Origin of the sequence: Micromonospora sp. LOL_014, from assembly GCF_048060245.1 — a bacterium.
GTDB lineage: Bacteria > Actinomycetota > Actinomycetes > Mycobacteriales > Micromonosporaceae > Micromonospora_E.
The window spans coordinates 34663-53401 of record NZ_JBHMIP010000015.1 but is presented as its reverse complement, the minus strand read 5'-3'; the positions used below and the strand labels follow the sequence as shown (position 1 = coordinate 53401).

22 protein-coding genes are annotated in these 18739 nt (G+C 71.9%); 8 read left to right on the top strand and 14 right to left on the bottom strand.

Annotated elements, in window-relative coordinates:
- Nucleotides 1–26: 26 nt before the first annotated feature.
- The 3 genes from ACFHW1_RS15100 to ACFHW1_RS15090 form a co-directional block, all read right to left on the bottom strand.
- Complete coding sequence (locus ACFHW1_RS15100) at nt 27–989, bottom strand: electron transfer flavoprotein subunit alpha/FixB family protein (protein WP_416553643.1); 963 nt, start codon at nt 987–989, stop codon at nt 27–29.
- 14 nt (nt 990–1003) lie between these two features.
- The gene (locus ACFHW1_RS15095) at nt 1004–1783 is read right to left on the bottom strand and encodes an electron transfer flavoprotein subunit beta/FixA family protein (protein ID WP_416553641.1); all 780 of its coding nucleotides are present in this window, start codon (nt 1781–1783) and stop codon (nt 1004–1006) included.
- A gap of 221 nt (nt 1784–2004) precedes the next feature.
- On the bottom strand, nt 2005–2409 hold the full coding sequence (locus tag ACFHW1_RS15090) for a hypothetical protein (RefSeq protein ID WP_278167647.1): 405 nt from the start codon (nt 2407–2409) through the stop codon (nt 2005–2007).
- Nucleotides 2410–2442: 33 nt separating this feature from the next.
- On the opposite strand from ACFHW1_RS15090, the gene ACFHW1_RS15085 reads away from it, so the two are divergent.
- The 3 genes from ACFHW1_RS15085 to ACFHW1_RS15075 are packed head-to-tail and all read left to right on the top strand — an operon-like array spanning nt 2443 to nt 3622.
- Entirely contained in the window at nt 2443–2832 is a 390-nt protein-coding gene (locus tag ACFHW1_RS15085; protein WP_416553639.1) for a YidH family protein, read from the top strand.
- Nucleotides 2825–3160 (top strand): DUF202 domain-containing protein, encoded by a 336-nt coding sequence (locus ACFHW1_RS15080; protein ID WP_416553637.1) that lies wholly within the window; start codon nt 2825–2827, stop codon nt 3158–3160. Before ACFHW1_RS15085 ends, ACFHW1_RS15080 begins: the two co-directional genes overlap by 8 nt.
- Nucleotides 3161–3196: 36 nt before the next feature.
- Nucleotides 3197–3622, top strand: a complete 426-nt coding sequence (locus ACFHW1_RS15075; protein WP_123600376.1) for a PLD nuclease N-terminal domain-containing protein — start codon at nt 3197–3199, stop codon at nt 3620–3622.
- Between the two features lie 39 nt (nt 3623–3661).
- Here the strand turns inward: ACFHW1_RS15075 and ACFHW1_RS15070 are convergent, their stop codons facing one another.
- From ACFHW1_RS15070 to ACFHW1_RS15055, 4 genes are all read right to left on the bottom strand, one after another.
- Entirely contained in the window at nt 3662–4477 is an 816-nt protein-coding gene (locus ACFHW1_RS15070) for an ABC transporter permease (RefSeq protein WP_416553633.1), read from the bottom strand.
- Nucleotides 4474–5514 carry an ATP-binding cassette domain-containing protein gene (locus ACFHW1_RS15065; protein ID WP_416615627.1) on the bottom strand — a complete coding sequence of 347 codons (1041 nt, stop codon included), beginning with the start codon at nt 5512–5514 and terminating at the stop codon, nt 4474–4476. The genes ACFHW1_RS15070 and ACFHW1_RS15065 overlap by 4 nt, the downstream gene beginning before the upstream one ends.
- Before the next feature lie 114 nt (nt 5515–5628).
- On the bottom strand, nt 5629–7251 hold the full coding sequence (locus ACFHW1_RS15060; protein ID WP_416615625.1) for an acetolactate synthase: 1623 nt from the start codon (nt 7249–7251) through the stop codon (nt 5629–5631).
- Between the two features lie 144 nt (nt 7252–7395).
- Nucleotides 7396–8169, bottom strand: a complete 774-nt coding sequence (locus ACFHW1_RS15055; protein ID WP_416553627.1) for an enoyl-CoA hydratase-related protein — start codon at nt 8167–8169, stop codon at nt 7396–7398.
- Nucleotides 8170–8263: 94 nt separating this feature from the next.
- On the opposite strand from ACFHW1_RS15055, the gene ACFHW1_RS15050 reads away from it, so the two are divergent.
- Nucleotides 8264–8863, top strand: coding sequence for a DUF6232 family protein (locus ACFHW1_RS15050; protein ID WP_416553625.1), 600 nt, complete (start codon nt 8264–8266; stop codon nt 8861–8863).
- Nucleotides 8864–8867: 4 nt separating this feature from the next.
- Entirely contained in the window at nt 8868–9635 is a 768-nt protein-coding gene (locus ACFHW1_RS15045) for a hypothetical protein (RefSeq protein ID WP_416590615.1), read from the top strand.
- A 14-nt stretch (nt 9636–9649) separates the two neighbouring features.
- Here the strand turns inward: ACFHW1_RS15045 and ACFHW1_RS15040 are convergent, their stop codons facing one another.
- Nucleotides 9650–9916, bottom strand: coding sequence for a helix-turn-helix domain-containing protein (locus tag ACFHW1_RS15040; RefSeq protein ID WP_416553621.1), 267 nt, complete (start codon nt 9914–9916; stop codon nt 9650–9652).
- A 77-nt stretch (nt 9917–9993) separates the two neighbouring features.
- On the opposite strand from ACFHW1_RS15040, the gene map reads away from it, so the two are divergent.
- Both map and ACFHW1_RS15030 read left to right on the top strand, forming a co-directional pair.
- The gene (map, locus tag ACFHW1_RS15035; protein ID WP_416553619.1) at nt 9994–10767 is read left to right on the top strand and encodes a type I methionyl aminopeptidase; all 774 of its coding nucleotides are present in this window, start codon (nt 9994–9996) and stop codon (nt 10765–10767) included.
- A 79-nt stretch (nt 10768–10846) separates the two neighbouring features.
- Nucleotides 10847–11278, top strand: coding sequence for a DNA-binding protein (locus tag ACFHW1_RS15030; RefSeq protein ID WP_416553617.1), 432 nt, complete (start codon nt 10847–10849; stop codon nt 11276–11278).
- Nucleotides 11279–11346: 68 nt separating this feature from the next.
- Here the strand turns inward: ACFHW1_RS15030 and ACFHW1_RS15025 are convergent, their stop codons facing one another.
- The 4 genes from ACFHW1_RS15025 to ACFHW1_RS15010 form a co-directional block, all read right to left on the bottom strand.
- Nucleotides 11347–11754 (bottom strand): YccF domain-containing protein, encoded by a 408-nt coding sequence (locus tag ACFHW1_RS15025; RefSeq protein WP_278167634.1) that lies wholly within the window; start codon nt 11752–11754, stop codon nt 11347–11349.
- Nucleotides 11755–11824: 70 nt separating this feature from the next.
- The gene (locus ACFHW1_RS15020) at nt 11825–12715 is read right to left on the bottom strand and encodes a ribokinase (RefSeq protein ID WP_416553615.1); all 891 of its coding nucleotides are present in this window, start codon (nt 12713–12715) and stop codon (nt 11825–11827) included.
- Nucleotides 12716–12727: 12 nt separating this feature from the next.
- Nucleotides 12728–13537 carry an ABC transporter ATP-binding protein gene (locus ACFHW1_RS15015; RefSeq protein ID WP_416553613.1) on the bottom strand — a complete coding sequence of 270 codons (810 nt, stop codon included), beginning with the start codon at nt 13535–13537 and terminating at the stop codon, nt 12728–12730.
- Between the two features lie 73 nt (nt 13538–13610).
- The gene (locus ACFHW1_RS15010; RefSeq protein WP_416553611.1) at nt 13611–14786 is read right to left on the bottom strand and encodes an ROK family transcriptional regulator; all 1176 of its coding nucleotides are present in this window, start codon (nt 14784–14786) and stop codon (nt 13611–13613) included.
- 179 nt (nt 14787–14965) lie between these two features.
- On the opposite strand from ACFHW1_RS15010, the gene ACFHW1_RS15005 reads away from it, so the two are divergent.
- On the top strand, nt 14966–16417 hold the full coding sequence (locus ACFHW1_RS15005) for a glycoside hydrolase family 3 N-terminal domain-containing protein (RefSeq protein WP_416553609.1): 1452 nt from the start codon (nt 14966–14968) through the stop codon (nt 16415–16417).
- 13 nt (nt 16418–16430) lie between these two features.
- On the opposite strand, the gene ahcY is transcribed toward ACFHW1_RS15005, so the two are convergent.
- Together ahcY and ACFHW1_RS14995 are read right to left on the bottom strand one after the other, a co-directional pair.
- Entirely contained in the window at nt 16431–17900 is a 1470-nt protein-coding gene (gene ahcY, locus ACFHW1_RS15000) for an adenosylhomocysteinase (protein WP_416568917.1), read from the bottom strand.
- Nucleotides 17901–18012: 112 nt separating this feature from the next.
- On the bottom strand, nt 18013–18720 hold the full coding sequence (locus ACFHW1_RS14995) for an NADPH-dependent F420 reductase (protein WP_416553605.1): 708 nt from the start codon (nt 18718–18720) through the stop codon (nt 18013–18015).
- Nucleotides 18721–18739: the final 19 nt, after the last annotated feature.

Sequence of the window (18739 nt, the reverse complement as noted above, 5' to 3'; positions counted from 1 at the left end):
CCACGACGCACTGCGAGACGGTCACCTCACTTGCGCTTGCGGATCTCCTCGGCTGCCTGCGGGACCACCTTGTTCAGGTCACCAACCACACCGAAGTCGGCGAGCTCGAAGATCGGCGCCTCGCCGTCCTTGTTGACCGCCACAATGGTCTTCGCGGTCTGCATGCCGGCCCGGTGCTGGATCGCCCCGGAGATACCCAGCGCCACGTACAGCTGCGGGGAGACGGTCTTGCCGGTCTGCCCCACCTGGAACTGGTGCGGGTAGAACCCGGAGTCGACCGCGGCCCGGGAGGCGCCCACCGCGCCACCGAGCAGGTCGGCGAGCTCCTCGACCAGTTTGAAGTTGTCGCCGCTGCCGACACCGCGCCCGCCGGAGACGACCACCGAAGCCTCGGTGAGCTCCGGTCGGGAGCCGGACTGCTCGGCGACCCGCTCGACCACCCTGGCCAGCTTGTCGGAGTCGGTGACCTGCACCTGCAGCTGCTCCACCTGCGGGGTGGCCGGGGCCGGCTCGGGCGCCACCGAGTTGGGCCGCAGCGTCACCAGCGGCAGGCCCCGGGTGACCCGGGAGGTGACGATGGTGGCGCCGGCGAACGCGATCTGGGTCGCGGTGCCGTCGGCGGCCAGGTCGACCACGTCGGTCAGCAGGCCGTTGTCCAGCCGTACGGCGAGCCGCCCGGCGATTTCCTTGCCCTCCTGGGAGGAGGCGAGCAGCACCGCGCCGGGCTGTACCCGGCCGATCAGCTCGGCCAGCACGGTCACCTTCGGAGCGACGAGGTAGCCGTCGATCTCCTCGCCCTCGGCGGCGTACACCTTGCTGGCGCCGTACTCACCGAGCTTGTCGGTCATCGCGGCGGCCGCGCCGGGCCCGCCGAGCACCACCGCGGACACCTCGCCGCCCAGCTTGCGGGCCAGGGTCAGCAACTCCAGGGTGACCTTCTTGACGCCGAACTCACCGGTGGCCTCGACGACAACGAGAACCTCAGCCATGTCAACCTCCCCGCTCACACGAACTTCTCGGACGCCAGGAACTCGACCAGCTGTACGCCGGCCTCGCCGTCGTCGACGACCTTCTGCCCCGCCGACCGTGGCGGGCGCTTGTGGTGCTCGACGACCTCACTGGTCGCCCCGTCGAAGCCGACCTCGCTGGCGGCGACACCCAGATCGGCCAGGGACAGGCTCTGCACCGGCTTCTTCTTCGCCGCCATGATCCCCTTGAACGAGGGGTAGCGCGGCTCGTTGATGGTGTCCCACACCGAGACCACCGCCGGGGTTGCGGCGCTGACCACCTCGTAGCCCTCTTCGTTCTGCCGTTCGACGGTGAGCGTGCCGCCGTCGACGGTCAGCTTGCGGGCGCCGGTCAGGGCGGCGATGCCGAGCCGTTCGGCGAGCATGTGTGGCATCACCTGCACCCGCCCGTCGGTGGACTCGGCGCCGCAGAGGATCAGATCCGCCCCGAGGGTGCCGAGCGCTGCGGCGAGAACCTTGGAGGTGGCGACCGCGCAGGAGCCGTGCAGGGCGTCGTCGACGACGTGCACCGCCTTGTCCGGCCCCATCGACAGCGCCTTGCGAATCGACTCGGCCGCGCGGTCCGGGCCCATGGTGAGGATCGTCACCTCACCGCCGTTGGCCTCCCGCAGCCGCAGCGCCTCCTCGATCGCGTACTCGTCCATCTCATTGATCACGTTGTTGGCCGACCCGCGGTCGACGGTGTTGTCGTCGCCGCGCAGGGCGCGTTCCGCGCCGGAATCGGGCACCTGCTTGACGAGTACGACGATGTTCATCGCGCTTCGACACCCCTCCTGTAGGTGGTGCTGCTCTACCACTCTCGGCGCAGCCTGCCGCTTTCCTTAACGATCGGTCAACCGAGCATCGCTGTGGAATGCCCCACCCACTATGTTACCCGCAAGTAGCCAAGGGCCAAACGGCCCCGCCGACGGGCCGGCCGGACCAAACGGCCGCCCTGGTCAGCAGAGGTGACGGATCGGCCAGGAGGACGGATCGGTCAGGAGGGAGTGGCCAGCGCCTGCCTGATCTTGGAAATCATCGCCGTCTCCGCCGGGTCGACCCCGGACGCGGCCCGCGCCACCCGGTCGACCGCCTCGGTCACCGCCGACCGGTAGTGCTCCAGATCGTGCGGGGCCTTCGCGGTGAGTACCGCCACCGACTGCCGCAGCGCCGGCAGCACCAGCTGCTCCACCGCCTCCGGGGTGTCCCGTGCCAACTTGGGCAACTCGCCGCTGGTCAGCACGTCGTTCACCAGACCCGATGTCCCGGCGAACACGTCCGAGGCGGCGAAGCTCTCCCGGACCATCGACACCAGCCCCGGGTCCGCAGCCGACACCAGGTAGACGGCGCCGAAAGCGCCGGTCTTCAGCGTGCTGCGCTCGTCATCGGTCAGCTCGGCCACAGACAGGAAGTCTAGCCGGCGATAATGATCCACGTGTGGAGTGCGCTGCGCCGGTGGTTCGATCCCCAGGAGCTGCGCCGGATCGGCACCGCGCCCGACTACCGGTTCTCGCTGGCGAACGAGCGTACCTTCCTCGCCTGGATCCGGACCGCCCTGGCGTTGGTCGCCGGCGGGCTGGCCATCGCGCAGTTCCTGCCTGAGCTGTCCGTGGTCCATCTGCGGGAAGGGCTGGCGGTGACCCTGCTGCTGCTCGGCGGGGCCGTCGCGCTGCGGGCGGTCGACCACTGGGCCCGCACCGAGCGGGCCATGCGACTGGGCACCGACCTACCGGCGTCCCGCTTTCCGGCGTTCCTCGCTATCTGTGTCGGTGTCGGTGCCACCGCGTTGACTATCGTCGTACTGGTCGAGGCGGCCAGTGGCTGATCCAGACCCGCCGGCCGACGAGCACGGCCCGCCGACCCGCGATCCGGGGCTACAGCCCGAACGGACCCGGCTGGCCTGGCGGCGGTCGGCTCTGGCTCTCACCCTGGTGGTGGCGCTGACCATGCGGCTGGCCGTCGAGCGGGGCGGAGTCGCCATGCTGCTCGGGCTGTTCGCGGTGGTCGGTTGGGCCGGGCTGATCGGCTACGCCTACCGGCACGCCAGCGGCCCACGACGTCCGGTAGCCGGACAGATCAGCGCCGAGGTGCCCCTGCTGGGGCTGGTCACCGCCGGTTACGCGGTGCTCGGCATGATCCTGATCCTCAGGTGACTAGGCTGAGCCCGCCGGGCGGGGCATCATTGCGGGATGGCCCGCGTGTTCATCCTGCTCTTCATGCTCCACGTCGTGCTCATGGCGGTGGCGCTGATCAGCTGCCTCTCAGCGGAGAAAGGTGACGTCCGCGCCCTGCCGCGCCTGCTCTGGGTGCCGGTCATCATCGTCATCCCCCTCCTCGGGCCGGCTGCCTGGTTCCTCAGCCGCCGGCCCGGCTTCGGCAGCCCGTCACCGCTCGGCGGCGTCCCCCGACCGACCGGCACCCCGCCACCGCGCAACCGCCCGGCGGCCCCCGACGACGATCCCGAGTTCCTGCGCGCGCTCGACGCCGAGAAGTCGAAGCAGGATCGCGAGCTCTTCGAACGGTGGGAGGAGGATCTGCGCCGCCGGGAGGACGATCTGCGCCGCCGGGACGCCGCAGACCCCCGGGAGGACCGCCGGCCCGAGTCAGGTGCCTGACTCGGGCGACCCGAGCGGCCCGCCCGGAGGACGGTCAGGTCAGACCCGACGCTTGAACCGGGCGAGTGCCAGCGGCGCGAACACCGCCGCGATGCCGGCTGCCCAGAGCAGCGAGTAGCCGACCGGGCCGGCGGCGGGCACGCCACTGAGCAGGCCACGCAGGCCGTCGGCGAGGATCGTCACCGGGTTGACCTCGACCCAGGCCTGAAGCCAGCCCGGCATGGTCTCGGTCGGCACGAATGCGTTACTGGTGAAGGTCAGCGGAAAGATCACCATGAAGCCGAAGATCTGCACCTTCTCCGGCTCGCTGACCATCACCCCGACCAGCACCGAGATCCACGACGCGGCCAGTGTGAAGGCCAGAATCAGCGCGAACGCACCGAGCAGGCCGACCGGACCACCGTCGACCCGGTAGCCGAGGATCATCCCGACACCTAGCAGCAGCAGCACCGACCAGGCCTGCTTGACGGTGTCGGCCAGAATTCGCCCGGCCAGCGGCGCCCACCGGGCGATCGGTAACGAACGCAACCGGTCGAACACCCCCTTGGTGAGGTCGGTGTTCAGCCCGAATCCCGTGGTCATCGTCGCGAAAAGGGCGTTCTGCACGATGATTCCCGGCAACGCGAAGGTCAGATAGTCCCCCGGCGTGCCGGCGATCGCACCGCCGAACACATAGGTGAACAGCAGCAGGAACATCAGCGGTTGGACGCTGAGATCAAGCAGTTCCAATGGGTTGTGCTTGATCTGCACCAGGCTCCGCCAGGCCAGGGTGCCGGTATGCCGCAGCCCGGCCACCGGACTGACCCACTGGTGCCGCCCGGGCAGTTCGGGCGTGGTGACGGTGGTGGCGGTCAACGGATTCCCTCCATGGTGGCGGCGGTCGGCTGTGCTCCCGTACCGGCCGGCCCGGTCGCCGGCGTCGGCCGCTCGCCGGTACCGGCCGCAGAACCGCCGGAGCCCGGATCGGCCCGGTGGCCGGTGAGCGACAGGAAGACCTCATCCAGGCTGGAGCTGCGCAACGCCAGCTCACCGACCTTCACCCCGGACTCGTCGAGCCGGCGGACCACCGCCGGCAGCAGGTCCGCATCGGCGGTGCTCACCGTCACCGTGGTCTGGGCCAACGACGGCTCGTTGCCGGACAGGTCCCGCAGCGTAGTCAGCACCGTCGGCAACTGTTTCGGATCGGTCGGGCGCACCGCGAGGACCTGGGCACCGGTCTTGGCCTTCAGCTCCTCCGGCGTACCGCCGGCGATCACCCGCCCGTGGTCGACCACGGCCAACTCGTCGGCCAACTGGTCGGCCTCCTCCAGGTACTGGGTGGTGAGCAGCACCGTCACACCACCGGTGACCAGCCCACGGACCAGCTCCCACAGCTCGTTGCGGCTGCGCGGGTCCAGCCCGGTGGTCGGTTCGTCGAGGAACAGCACCTGAGGCCGTCCCACCAGGCTGGCGGCCAGATCGAGCCGGCGGCGCATACCGCCCGAGTAGGTCTTCGCCGCGCGATCAGCGGCATCGGTGAGCTGGAACTCGGCCAGCAGTTGCCGGGCGCGGGCGCGCGCGTCACGCCGCGACGACCCCAGCAACCGACCAATCATGATCAGGTTTTCCACGCCGGTCAGCGTCTCGTCGACCGAGGCGTACTGCCCGGTCAGGCCGATCAACCGGCGGACCTGGTGTGCCTGGCCGACCACGTCGAAGCCCTGCACCCGGGCGTGCCCGGCGTCCGGCCGCAACAGGGTGGCGAGCACCCGGACCACGGTGGTCTTGCCGGCCCCGTTCGGCCCGAGCAGCCCGAACACGGTGCCGGTACGGACCGCGAGATCCACCCCGGCCAACGCGGTCGTCGCGCCGAATCGCTTGACCAGGCCCTCGGCCCAGATCGCGTGCGACATCCTCACTCCTGTCGTTTGTCTGCAGACCCACAATGAACGACAGGACCGACATTCCGCCAAGCATTTGCCGACCAGATCGGGTCGGCGATCCGTCAGGCCAGGCCCGACCAGCGCTCAGGCCAGGTTCGACGAGCGCGGATAGGCGTCGTCCGGGTCGGTCAACACATTGACCAGGTACGGCACCCCGGCGTCGAAGGCCCGGCGCAGCGCCGGACCGATGTCGCCGGCCTTGGTGACCGTCTCCCCCGCGCCGCCCAGCACCCCGACGATTTCGTCGTAGCGCAGCCCTGGCTGCAGATCGGCGGCGACGTCGTAGCCGTACATGGCGCGCATCGGGTGCTTCTCCAACCCCCAGATGCCGTTGTTGCCGACCACGATCACCACCGGCAGCTTCTGCCGGGCCAGCGACTCGACGTCCATCAGCGAGAAGCCGGCCGCGCCGTCGCCCATCAGCAGGCAGACCTGCCGGTCCGGGTAGGTGAGTCGGGCGCCCATCGCGTAGCCCATGCCGGTGCCGAGGCAGCCGTACGGGCCAGGGTCGAGCCAACTGCCGGGCACCGACGGCTCCAGGTAACGGCCGGCGTACGAGACGAAGTCACCGCCGTCGCCGATGGTGACGGCGTCCGGGTCGAGCACCGCCCGCAGCTCGCCGTAGATCCGCGACGGGCGGATCGGGTCGGACTCGGCGGCGAGCTCGGCCGCGTCCCGTGCCCGGGCCTGCTCCTCGGCGGCGCGCAGGTCGGCCAGCCAGCCGGTGTGGTCGGCCCGGTCGCCGCTGTGGTCGGCGAACGCGGACAGGATCAGCCGCAGGTCACCGGCGGGCGAAACGGCCGGCTGCACGTGGGTCGCCCGCTGGCTCGGCGCGTCGACGACGTGCACCACCTGGGCGGCGCCGAAGTCACCGAAACTGAGCCGGAAGTCCAGCGGGGTGCCGACCACGACCACCACGTCGGCCCGACCGAACGCGACCCGCCGCGCCTTCGTGAAGGCCAGCGGGTGCCCCGGCGGCAGCGATCCACGCCCCATGCCGTTGGTGAAGACCGGCACCTGCAGCGCCTCGGCGGCTTCCCGCAACGCGGCGACGGCGTCCCCGGCGTACACGTCGGAACCGGCGACGATCACCGGACGGTCGGCGGCGGCGATCAGCCGGGCCGCGCGGGCGACCTCGTCCGGGTCCGGCTCGACCACCGGCACCGCGTCGGCGGTCGGCGTGGTCACCTCGGCGGTCGAGAAGACGACCTCCAGCGGCAGGTCGAGGAAGGCCGGGCCGCGGTGCGGGGTGAGCGCGGCGGACAGCGCGGCACCGACCGCAGCTGGTACGTCGTCGGTCGCGGCGACCGTGGCGGCGTGCTTGGTGACCGGGGCGACCAGCGGTACGTGGTCGATCTCCTGCAGGCTGCCCGACCCCCAGCGGAACGCGGGTGCCCGGCCGCCGAGCACCAGCACCGGCGCGGCGTTGAAGAAGGCGCTGGTCAGACCGGAGATGCCGTTGGTGACGCCGGGACCGGCGGTGAGTGCGGCCAGCCCGGGACGACGCTGCAGTTTCGCTACCGCCTCGGCGGCGAAGACGGCGGTCTGCTCGTGCCGTACGTCGTAGATCGGGAAGTCGGCGGCGTGCGCGGCGTCGTAGAGCGGAAAGATGTGGCCGCCGGAGAGGGTGAACAGCTCACGTACGCCGTACGCCTGCGCGGCGGCCAGCGCCAACGTCCCGCCGTGCCCCTCGATCCGCTCCGCCATCGCCGCTGCCTCCCGTCGCCCCGGGCCCGCCCGGCCGGCGCGCCCCCGAGCAGGTTACCGCCCAGTCACTTCGCCCGGCACCCAAGCGTGTCCGGCACCGCCGACACCGAGCCGGTTCAGGGGCCGGCCGAAAGCCGGTACGGGCTAGCGACCGGTGAAGTCGGGCTTGCGCTTGGCGACGAACGCCGCCATCCCCTCGGTGCGGTCGTCGGTGGCGAACAGACCGGCGAACAGTTGACTCTCCCAGGCCAGGCCGGAGGCGAGGTCCATCTCCAGGCCCCCGTCGATGGCCAACTTGGCCGCCTTGACCGCCTGGGCCGGTCCGGTGACGAACGGCCGCACCATGTCGAGTGCCGCCGCGTACACCTGGTCGGCCGGGACGACGCGGTCGGCCAGGCCGATCCGCCCGGCCTCGGCGGCGTCGACCATCCGTCCGGTCAGGATGATGTCTTTGGCGCGGGCCGGGCCGACCAGCCGGGCCAGCCGCTGGGTGCCGCCGGCACCGGGGATGACCCCCAGCTTGATCTCCGGCTGGCCGAGCTTGGCGTCCTCGGCGACCACCCGCCAGTCGCAGGCCAGGGCCAGCTCGCAGCCGCCGCCGAGGGCGTAGCCGGTGATCGCGGCGACCACCGGTTTCGGGATCCGGGCGACCGCGTCGAAGGCGCTGGACAGCTGCGCCGCGCGGGCAGCCATGTCTACGTACGACATATCGGCCATCTCTTTTATGTCGGCGCCGGCGGCGAAGACCTTCTCTCCGCCGTAGACCACGACCGCCCGGACCCGCTCGTCGTCGGCGACGGTACGTGCGGCGTCGCGCAGCTGCTCCTGCACCGCCGCGTTCAGTGCGTTCATCGGTGGCCGGGCCAGCCGGATGGTGGCCACCCCCTGCTCGACCTCGACCAGCACCAACTCCGACACGGCGAACCTCCCCATCGACGTCGCGTTCTGGGACAGCCTACGGGGCGCGCCGGAGTGTGGGTAACGTGATCCACAACGTGAGGGAGGCAGGCGGATGATCACCTATTACGATGACAAATCCGTACGGATCACCTCCACCGAGATCCGGGTGGACCAGCACCGACATCCGCTCACCCAGGTGCACCGGATCTGGCAGCGGCGGGGCGCCCGCTCGTGGAGCGCCCTGGCCGGCCGGGGAATGGTCGGCGTCGCCTTCCTGGCCCCGGTGGCGACCGCGATCATCGGGCTGGTCACCGCACTGACCATCGACGCCTCGCCGACCGTCACCATCGCGCTGATCGGTGGATCGATCCTGGTCGGGCTGGTCATCATCCCGATCGCGGACCTGCTGCTCGGGCTGCTCGACGACTCCTACGACCGGGGGGCGCACCTGCTCGAACTCTGGGTCGAGGTACGGGGCGCCCCGGTGCTACTGGTGTCCGACCGGGACGCGCTGCGGGTGGGCCGCATCCACCGCGCGCTACGCCGTGCGGTCGAGGCCGCGCTGGCATCGCAAGCGCCTGTCCCGGCCCGCGCCACGCCGACCCGAGCCATACCGGGCCGGGCAACACCGGGCCGGCCGGCGCCGCCCCGGCCCACGCCGGGTTCCGCCGACCGGCGCGCCAGCGGTGGTGGCCGGCGCGCCGCACAATAGGGAGATGCCGCTCCCGCTGCCGTCTCCGGCGAGTCTCATCGCACTGACCAGATTTACCGTCGGGCAGGTCGCCGGTGCGTTGACCGGCGCGGCCGGACGGGCCACCGGCCAGGCCGGTGAGGTGGCGACCCGGATGGGCCGGCTCACCTCCGAGTACGCCGCCGTGCCGTCGCGCGCATTCGCCGTACTGGATGAGATCGAGGCTCTGGTGCAACGGGTCGGCACCGTGGTCGACCGGGTCGAGGTGCTGCTCGACCGCAGCGAGCGAGTGGTCGCGGAGGCGGAGGAGGCGACGCTACGGGTGGAGACGATCGCCACGGCGGCGACCGACGCGGTGGCGGCCGCGACCCGGGTGGCGGCTGCCGCGCAGACGCTGCTCACCGACGCCGACCGGGTGGCGGTGGGGGCCAGCCGCCTGGTGGGGCGCAGCGAGGAGATCGCCGACCGGTCGGTCGAGCTGATCGGCGAGTACGAGCCGGCGCTGCGCCGGGGTGCCCCGATGGCCCGGCACTTCGTCGAGCAGTTGAGCGAGGATGAGGTGGACGCGGCGGTCCGGCTGGTTGACGAGCTGCCCCGGCTGACCCAGCATCTCAAGGCCGACGTGCTGCCGATCCTGGCCACCCTGGACCGGGTCGGGCCGGACATCCACGACCTGCTGGAGGTGACCCGGGACCTGAAACTGGCGGTGGCCGGCATCCCGGGTCTGCGGATGTTGCGCCGCCGGGGCGCGGACCGGCTCGGCGAGGACGAGGCCCTGCCACCGGGCGAGTGAACGCCAGAACAGCGCTAGGACGCCTGGCGGACGGGCATCTGGGCCAGCCAGACGTCGGCCAGGTCACCGAGGGGGACGTCGAGGGCCTGGCTGAGCCGCACCACGGTGCCGAACGCCGGCGCCGGAAGCCGGCCCGCTTCGATCTTGCGCAGCGTCTCGGGGGAGATCCCGGCCGCCAGCGCCACCTCGACGAGGCTGCGGCCGGCCCGCGCGACCCGCAGAGCGGCGCCGAGTCGCTGGCCTGCGGCGATCTGTTCGGCGGTGAGTGGTTGGCGAACCATGCCCAGCAGGATAGCCCTCCGGCGCGCCCTCGATCCGACGTGGTATAAAAATACCGCAGAGGGAGAGGGAGTCTGTCGTGATCGAGCTCAAGTCCGCCCAGGAGATCGACCGGATGGCGATTACCGGCCAGTTCGTCGGCGAGCTGCTCGCCGAGCTGAGCGGTGTCGCCGCGGTCGGCGTCAACCTGATGGACATCGAACACCACGCCCGGCGGCGGATCGCCGAACGCGGCGCCGAGTCCTGCTACTGGGACTATGCCCCGTCGTTCGGCCGCGGTCCGTTCCGCAACGTGCTGTGCCTGTCGGTCAACGACGCGGTGCTGCACGGCCTCCCGCACGACTACGTGCTGCGCGACGGTGACCTGCTCAGCATCGACATGGCGGTCGGTATCGACGGCTGGGTGGCCGACTCCGCGGTCTCCGTCATCGTCGGCACCCCCGATCCGGCCGATCTGCGGCTGATCGAGGCAACCGAGGTCGCCCTCGCGGCGGCGATCGCCGCCGCCCAGCCCGGCGGCCGGCTCGGCGACGTCTGCGCCGCGATCGGCGAGGTCGCCGGTTCGTACGGCTACAGCGTCAACGGCGAGTTCGGCGGTCACGGCATCGGCCGCACCATGCACGAGGACCCGCACGTCGCCAACACCGGCCGTGCCGGCCGTGGGATGCGGCTCGACCCCGGCCTGACCATCGCGATCGAACCCTGGTTCTGCCACTCCACCAACAAGATCCGGTACGACGAGGACGGCTGGACGATCCGCTCCGCCGACGGCTCCCGTACCGCCCACTCCGAACACACGGTCGCCATCACCCCGTCCGGTCCCCGGATCCTGACCGGCCGCCCGACCCCCTGACCGGAGCAACACGGTTGCTAAACGTTCTGTTGAAAACGTTGAGTTGACATCGGTGCGTTGGCGTGCTTGAGTCGACACTGTGACCACTGACGACCTGTTCACCCCGCCCGACGCGGCGCAGTCGCGGGCGCACCGTCGGCACGATGCCCTGCTCCGGATCGCTGAGCGGCACGCCGACACCACCGCGCGGCGGCACCGCCATCTGCACCCGCAGGTGGTCGACCCGTACGAGGCGGTACGGCTGGCACTCAGCCTGGCCAGTGGCGGCGCCAAGGCCGACCCGGACGAGCCGGAGCTGGACGTCAGCGACCTGATCGCGGCTCTGACCCTGGTCGCCCCGGTCCGCGCCGACCTCGACGCCGTCGAACTGGGCCTGCTGGAGGCCGCCCGGAGCCGGGGACTCACCTGGCAGGCGATCGCCTTCGGGCTCGGCCTGGGCACCGCGCAGGCCGCCCGGCAGCGCTACGAACGGCTCGCCGGACGCAGCGGTCCGGCCGGCGAAGCCGACTGATCAGAGTGGGCCAGCGCCGGTGCCGATCACCTGACCGGCACCGGGCAGGGACTCGCTGGCCGGCCGGGTCAGGCGTGGACCAGCCCCGGGCGACGCAGATCCTCGACGTCGACGACCTCCCGGCCCAGCGGCCAGAACGCCGCCGGCACCAACTTGAAGTTGGCGATGCCGAATGGGATGCCGATGATCGTCAGACAGAGCGTCACGCCGGTCACGATGTGGGTGAGCGCCAGCCACCAGCCGGCCAGCACCACCCAGAGGATGTTCGCCAGCCCGGAGCCGATCCCCGCCCCTGGCTTCGCGACCAGCGTCCGGCCGAACGGCCAGAGGGAGTAGTAGGCCAACCGCAGCGACGCCACCCCGAACGGGATCGTGACGATCAGCACGAAGCAGACGAGCGCTGCCACCGCGTACCCGAGGCCGAGCACGATGCCGCCGCCGAAGATGAGCCAGAGCAGGTTGAGAATGACTCGCATGTCTCGATGATCCCGCACCCGCGCCACCCGGCACCGGCGCTTCGCAGGCAGCCAGCCGGCCAGGACGCGATCAGCCGGCCAGGACGTCGATCTCGGCCCGCTGCGGCAACGACACCGAGGCCCCCAGGCGGCGTACGCAGGCCGCGCCGGCCGCCGACGCCCACCGGACCGCGGACACCAGGTCCCGGCCCTCGCCCCAGGCGACCGCGAGCGCGCCGGTGAACGCGTCACCGGCGGCGGTGGAGTCCACCGTCTCGACCGGAAAAGCCGGCACGTGGTGCACCGTACCGTCGCGGTCGGCGAACCAGGCACCCTCGGCACCCAGGGTGAGCACCGCCCGACGGACCACCGTCAGCAGCGCCGCCGGATCCTCCCGCCCGACGCCGACGATCGCCCGCGCCTCAGCCTCGTTGACCACCAGCAGATCCACCGCGTCGAGCAGTTCGGCCGGCAGCTCGCGGGCCGGGGCGGCGTTGAGGATCACCCGGGTGCCCGCCTCGTGGGCCGCCGCCGCGGCGGCCAGCACCGTCTCCAACGGAATCTCCAACTGCGCCACCAGCACGTCGGCGTCGCGCACCGCCGCCAGCTCCGGCTCGGTGAGCCCACGGAATGCCGCGTTGGCACCCGGGGTGACGACGATCGCGTTCTCGCCGGCCGCGTTGACCATCACGATCGCGACGCCGGACGACCCGTACACCACCCGCAGCTGGCTCGTGTCCACCCCGGACCGGGCGATCCGGCCGGTCAGGGTGACGCCGAAGGCGTCCGAGCCGACCGCGCCGAGGAACACGCAGTCGCCACCGGCGCGGGCCGCCGCGATCGCCTGGTTGGCACCCTTGCCGCCGGGCACCGTGACGAAGTCGGTGCCGAGCAGGGTCTCCCCCGGCGACGGCAGTCTCGGCGCGGTCGCGACCAGGTCCATGTTCGCGCTGCCCACCACCGCGATCCGCGGCGCTGTCACGACGTCCTCCGCTCAGGCGGCCCGGGCGGTGTACCGCTGGCCCGCCCGCTCGACGACCAGCGGCACGCCGAACGTCTCCGACAGGTGCTCGCCGGTGATCGTGGCGGCCAGCTCGCCGGCCGCGACGACGGTGCCGCCGCGCAGCAGCAGGGCGTGGGTGAAGCCCGGCGGGATCTCCTCCACGTGGTGGGTGACCAGCATCAACGCCGGGGAATGCGGGTCCTGGGCGAGGACCCCGAGCCGGCCGACCAGCTCCTCGCGGGCACCGAGGTCGAGCCCGGCCGCCGGCTCGTCGAGCAGCAGCAGCTCCGGATCGGTCATCAGCGCCCGGGCGATCTGCACCCGCTTGCGTTCACCTTCGGAGAGGGTCCCGTACTCGCGCTGCGCCAGCCCGGCCACGCCGAACTGGCCGAGCAGCTCCTGCGCCCGACCCACGTCGAGCTCGTCGTAGCGCTCCCGCCACCGGCCGACCACCGACCATGCGGCGGTCAGCACCACGTCGAGCACCCGCTCGGTGCCGGGGATCCGTTCGGCGAGGGAGGCGGTGGTCAGCCCGATCCGGGTTCGCAGCTCCGCCAGGTCGGTGCGCCCCAGCTGCTCGTCGAGGACCCGGACGGTCCCGGTCGTCGGGTGCAGCCGGCCGGCGGCGAGGCTGAGCAGGGTGGTCTTGCCGGCACCGTTCGGGCCGAGCACCACCCACCGCTGGTCGGGCTGCACCCGCAGGGTGATGTCCTGCAGCAGGGCCGTGCCGGAGCGGGTCACGCCCACTGAGTCGAGCTCGATCACCAGGTCGTCAGCAACGGTAGGCACCGGACCATCCAATCACGCCGCCGGTGGTGCCGCCCCACCTGGCCGCGCCGGGGTGGCCGGCACCACCCGACGGGTGTCGCCGGGGTCAGGCCACGGTGGATCCGAAGACCTCGTCGCGGGCCGCGTCGAGGGCGGTCCGCAGGGCGCCCTGCAGCACCGGCTCCTCGGTCAGCTCGGTGACCACCACCCGGGGCGCGACCAGGCTGATCGCGGCGACCTCGTGCTGCACCCGCTCGGCCAGGGCGCTGCCGCCGGCCTGGCCGACCTCACCGGTCAGCACGACCAGCGGCGGGTCGAGCACCACGCAGCTGCTGGCGACGCCGAGCGCGAGCCGGCGGGCCAGCTCGTCGAGCAACGGCCCGCCCCGGGTGCCGGCGGCGATCGCGGCCCGCACCGCGTCGCCCGCGCTGGCCGCCCGGAACCCGTGTTCGCGGGCCACCGCGCGGACCGCGTCGGCACCGGCGAGCTGCTGGAACGCCGGCTTGGCCCGGCGGGAGACGTCGCGCGGGATCGGTGCGCCGGGCACCGGCAGGTAGCCGATCTCGCCGGCCGCGCCGGTGCTGCCGTGGTGCAACCGGCCGCCGAGCATGATCGCCAGGCCGACCCCGACGCCGGCCCAGACCAGCACGAAGTCGGGCACGTCGCGGGCAGCACCGGCGTGTGCCTCGGCGACCGCGGCGAGGTTGACGTCGTTTTCGAACACGACGGTGGTGTCCAGGTCCTCGCGCAGCGCGGCGAGCAGGCCGCGGTGCCAGCGCGGCAGGTTGTACGCGAAGGTGATGTCGCCGTTGGCCGGATCGACCAGGCCGGGGGTGCCCAGCACCACCCGCCGTACGCTGGCCAGCTGGGTCTCGGCGCTGCTGGCGGCCCGCACGACCGCGTTGTGCACCACACCGACCGGATCGTCGGTGTCCCTGGTGGACTGCTCGACCCGGCCGATCACCGATCCGGTGATGTCGGCGCAGGCGGCCACCACCCGGTCCGGTCCGACGTCGACTCCGACGACGTGCGCGCTGGCCGGCTGTACGGCGTACAGCTGGGCGTTGGGGCCCCGGCCACCGGCCTGCTCGCCGACCCGGGTGACCAGCCCGCGTCCTTCCAGCCGCTCGACCAGCTGCGACGCTGTCACTTTGGACAGTCCGGTCAGCTCGCCGAGCTGTGCCCGGGTGAGTGGTCCGCGGGCGATGAGCAGCTCCAGCGCCGCCCGGTCGTTGAGCGCTCGCAGCAGCCGGGGCGTGCCGGGCAGGCGCGGGGAACCCATGTGGTCGTCCTCTAGAATTTAGGAAAGTTAACTATCATCTTGGCATCCGCAACGGAAGTAGCCGTAGCGTAGTCGCCGGTGACACCCTCGGCGGTCGGACGACCCGGCACTCACCGGCAACGAACAGCGCCTCCCCGGTGCGCCACTCGGACCGCGGAGACGCCACGGAGGGGGAGAACATGCCGAACGACCCGGCGCTGCGGCGACTGGCGCTGCGCACCCTGCTCGCCGCCTACCCCGGCACCACCGTCCCGCAGTGGGCGGTGGACCTGGTCGGCGACGGGCTCGCCGGACACACCCTGTTCGGCGGCAACGTGGACCGACCCGAGCAGCTGCGGGCCGCCACCGCCGCGCTGCGGGCCGCCCGGGACGACGTGCTGGTCGCCATCGACGAGGAGGGCGGCGACGTCACCCGGCTGGCGCACGCCACCGGCAGCCCGTACCCCGGCAACGCGGCGCTCGGCGCGGTCGACGACCCGGCACTGACCCGGCAGGTCTACCGGGCGATCGGCGACGAGCTCGCCACCTGCGGGGCGAACCTCGATCTGGCACCGACCGTCGACGTGAACACCTCCGACGACAACCCGATCATCGGCACCCGGTCGTTCGGCGCCGATCCGGCGCTGGTCGCCACGCACGCGGCGGCGGCCGTCGCCGGGCTGGCCGACGCCGGGGTCGCCGGCTGCGCCAAGCACTTCCCCGGCCACGGCGCAACGGTCACCGACTCGCACCTCGAACTGCCCACTGTCGACGTACCGATGGCGGTGCTGCGCCGGCGGGACCTGCCGCCGTTCGCCGCCGTGGTCGAAGCCGGCACCCCGGCGATCATGACCGCGCACATCCGGGTCCCGACGTTGACCGGCGACGCGCCGGCCACCTTCAGCCGGGCCGCGCTGACCGGCCTGCTCCGCGACGAGTACGGCTTCACCGGGGTGATCGTCACCGACGCGTTGGAGATGCGCGGCGCCACGCTGGCCGCCGGTGGGATCGTCCCGGCGGCGGTCGCCGCCCTGGCCGCCGGTGCCGACCTGCTCTGCATCGGCGCCCGGGTCGACCACGCACTGGTCGAACGGATCGCGGCGGGCATCGTCGCCGCGATCGGCGACGGGACGCTGCCGGTCGGCCGGGTCGAGCAGGCGGCCGACCGGGTGACCGCGCTGGCCGCCGTGGTCCGGCCGGCGGCGGATGGAACCGCCGGCCCGGCCGATCTGGGGTACGCCGCCGCCCGCCGCGCCGTCCGGGTGGAAGGCACCCTCGACGGGCTGGCCGACGCACTGGTGGTGCAGCTGACCGCCGGCTCGACGATCGCCGAGGGCCGGGTGCCGTGGGGCCTCGGACCGCACCTCGGCGCCGCCCGGCAGCTGCGGGTGGCGCCGGCCGAGGTGACCGCCGAGCAGGTCGCGACGGCCGCCGACGGCCGGCCGTTGGTGCTGGTCGGCCGGCACCTGCACCGGGTGCCCGGTGCCGGTGACCTGATCGAACGGCTGGCCGCCCGGCACCCGGTCGCGGTAGTGGAGATGGGCTGGCCCTCGGCCTGGCGCCCGGCCGGGGTGCGTGCCTTCGTCACCACGTACGGTGCGAGTCACGCCAACGGCCGAGCCGCCGCCGAGGCCCTCGGCCTGGCCGCCTGAGTACGCCGTCGGATCAGTAGCGGTAGTGCTCCGGCTTGTACGGGCCGGCCACGTCGACGCCGATGTAGTCCGCCTGGGCCTTGGTGAGCACGGTCAGCTTGGCGCCGAACGCGTCCAGGTGCAGCCGGGCCACCTTCTCGTCAAGGTGCTTGGGCAGCACGTACACCTGCTTGCCGTACTCGCCGATCTTGGCGTACAGCTCGACCTGGGCGATGACCTGGTTGGAGAAGGACGTCGACATCACGAAGCTCGGGTGGCCGGTCGCGTTGCCGAGGTTGAGCAGCCGCCCCTCGGAGAGCACGATCACCGCGTGGCCGTCCGGGAAACGCCACTCGTCGACCTGCGGCTTGACGTTGATCTTCTCGATTCCGGGCACCTTCGCCAGACCGGCCATGTCGATCTCGTTGTCGAAGTGACCGACATTGCCGACGATCGCGTTGTGCTTCATCCTCGCCATGTGGTCGGCCAGGATGATGTCCTTGTTGCCGGTGGTGGTGATGAAGATGTCGCCGCGGTCGACGACGTCGTCCAGGGTCACCACGTCGAGGCCGTCCATCGCCGCCTGCAGCGCGCAGATCGGGTCGATCTCGGTCACCACGATCCTGGCCCCCTGGCCGCGCAGCGACTCCACGGCGCCCTTGCCGACGTCGCCGTAGCCGCAGATCACCGCGAGCTTGCCGGCGATCATCACGTCGGTGGCCCGGTTGATCCCGTCGACCAGCGAGTGGCGGATGCCGTACTTGTTGTCGAACTTGCTCTTGGTGACCGAGTCGTTGACGTTGATCGCTGGGAAGAGCAGGTTGCCCTCGCGGGCCAGCTCGTAGAGGCGGTTCACGCCGGTGGTGGTCTCCTCGGAGACCCCGATGATCGGCTTGGCCATCTCGGTGTACTTGGTCGGGTTCGCGGCCAGCGAACGGCGCAGGGTCTCCAGGATGATGCCGTACTCGACCGAGTCGGTCTCCGAGGTGGAGGGCACCGCGCCGGCCTCCTCGAACTGCTTGCCGAGGTGGATCAGCAGGGTAACGTCGCCGCCGTCGTCGACGATCGAGTCCGGCCCGCTGCCGTCCGGCCAGGTGAGCATCTGCTCGGTGCACCACCAGTACTCGTCGAGCGTCTCGCCCTTCCAGGCGTACACCGCGACACCCTGCGGGTTGTCGACCGTGCCGTTCGGGCCGACGACGACCGCCGCGGCGGCCTGGTCCTGGGTGGAGAAGATGTTGCAGGAGACCCAGCGCACGTCGGCGCCGAGCGCGGTCAACGTCTCGATCAGCACCGCCGTCTGCACGGTCATGTGCAGCGATCCGGCGATCTTGCGGCCCTTGAACGGCTGCTGGGCGGCGTACTCACGGCGCAGTGCCATCAGCCCGGGCATCTCGTGCTCGGCGAGCTCGATCTCCTTGCGACCGAAGGTCGCCAAAGACAGGTCGGCGACCTTGAAGTCGCTGACCGATCCGGCGCTGTCGGCGGTCAGAGTGACGGTCACTAGAACTCCTCGGGTTTCAACGGATGCGTCCGTCCTGCCGGACACGGCACGCACGACACCCGTCCACCATACGGCCAGAATGACGTGTTCCGACCCAAGGGCTCGACCGCCGTCAGTCGCGGGCGAGGGCGAACCCGACCGTCGGACCGGCACCGCCGCCGTAGGCGACCTGGATGAGCAGCGCGGCGACCGGCTCCAGGTAGCGGGCGCTGGACAGCGGGCCGGCGTCGACCGTGTCGAAGCCCAGCTGGGTGCCGAGTTCCTGGACGGTCTTCTTCGCGGCCAGGTCGTCGCCGGCGACCGGCACCGACTGCCGTACGCCGCCGAGCACCGGCCGGGCGTGGTTCGGGGCGAGCACGGTGTTGAACGCCTTCACCACGTTGGCCGCCGGGACCATCGCGGCGACCTGCTCGGCGGCGGAGGTGTCATGGCCGATCCGCAGCGACATGTGGTCCGGACCGAGCGGGTTGGTCACGTCGATCATGGTGCTGCCGGCCAGCGCGTCGGCGACCGGCCCGGTGAGCGTGTCGCCGATATCGGTGAACGGCACCGCCAGTACGACCAGCTCGGCGTCGGCCGCCTGGGCCGCGTCACCGGCGGCTACCCCGGTGCCGGCGGTAGCCTCGGCCAGCCGCGGCGAATCCGGGCTGGACGCGGAGATCGTCACCTGGTGACCGACCTCGGTCAGCCGCCGGGCCAGGGCCGAGCCGACGTTGCCGGCGCCGATGATGCCGATGTCCATCATTCTCTCCCTCTCCGACGGGTCGTCACTGTCGATCGGATACCCGCCGGCCCGGTACGGAAACAGCCCGGTGCGCAACAGCCGGATAAGTTGTGGC

Excerpts from the sequence above, each read along its gene's own strand:
- ACFHW1_RS15005 (WP_416553609.1), top strand. The coding sequence starts at position 14,966 with ATGCCGAACGACCCGGCGCTGCGGCGACTGGCGCTGCGCACCCTGCTC.
- ACFHW1_RS15075 (WP_123600376.1), top strand. The coding sequence starts at position 3,197 with ATGGCCCGCGTGTTCATCCTGCTCTTCATGCTCCACGTCGTGCTCATG.
- ACFHW1_RS15010 (WP_416553611.1), bottom strand. The coding sequence starts at position 14,786 with ATGGGTTCCCCGCGCCTGCCCGGCACGCCCCGGCTGCTGCGAGCGCTC.
- ACFHW1_RS15045 (WP_416590615.1), top strand. The coding sequence starts at position 8,868 with ATGCCGCTCCCGCTGCCGTCTCCGGCGAGTCTCATCGCACTGACCAGA.
- ACFHW1_RS15060 (WP_416615625.1), bottom strand. The coding sequence starts at position 7,251 with ATGGCGGAGCGGATCGAGGGGCACGGCGGGACGTTGGCGCTGGCCGCC.
- ACFHW1_RS15095 (WP_416553641.1), bottom strand. The coding sequence starts at position 1,783 with ATGAACATCGTCGTACTCGTCAAGCAGGTGCCCGATTCCGGCGCGGAA.
- ACFHW1_RS15040 (WP_416553621.1), bottom strand. The coding sequence starts at position 9,916 with ATGGTTCGCCAACCACTCACCGCCGAACAGATCGCCGCAGGCCAGCGA.
- ACFHW1_RS15100 (WP_416553643.1), bottom strand. The coding sequence starts at position 989 with ATGGCTGAGGTTCTCGTTGTCGTCGAGGCCACCGGTGAGTTCGGCGTC.
- ACFHW1_RS15065 (WP_416615627.1), bottom strand. The coding sequence starts at position 5,514 with ATGTCGCACGCGATCTGGGCCGAGGGCCTGGTCAAGCGATTCGGCGCG.
- ACFHW1_RS15025 (WP_278167634.1), bottom strand. The coding sequence starts at position 11,754 with ATGCGAGTCATTCTCAACCTGCTCTGGCTCATCTTCGGCGGCGGCATC.
- ACFHW1_RS15050 (WP_416553625.1), top strand. The coding sequence starts at position 8,264 with ATGATCACCTATTACGATGACAAATCCGTACGGATCACCTCCACCGAG.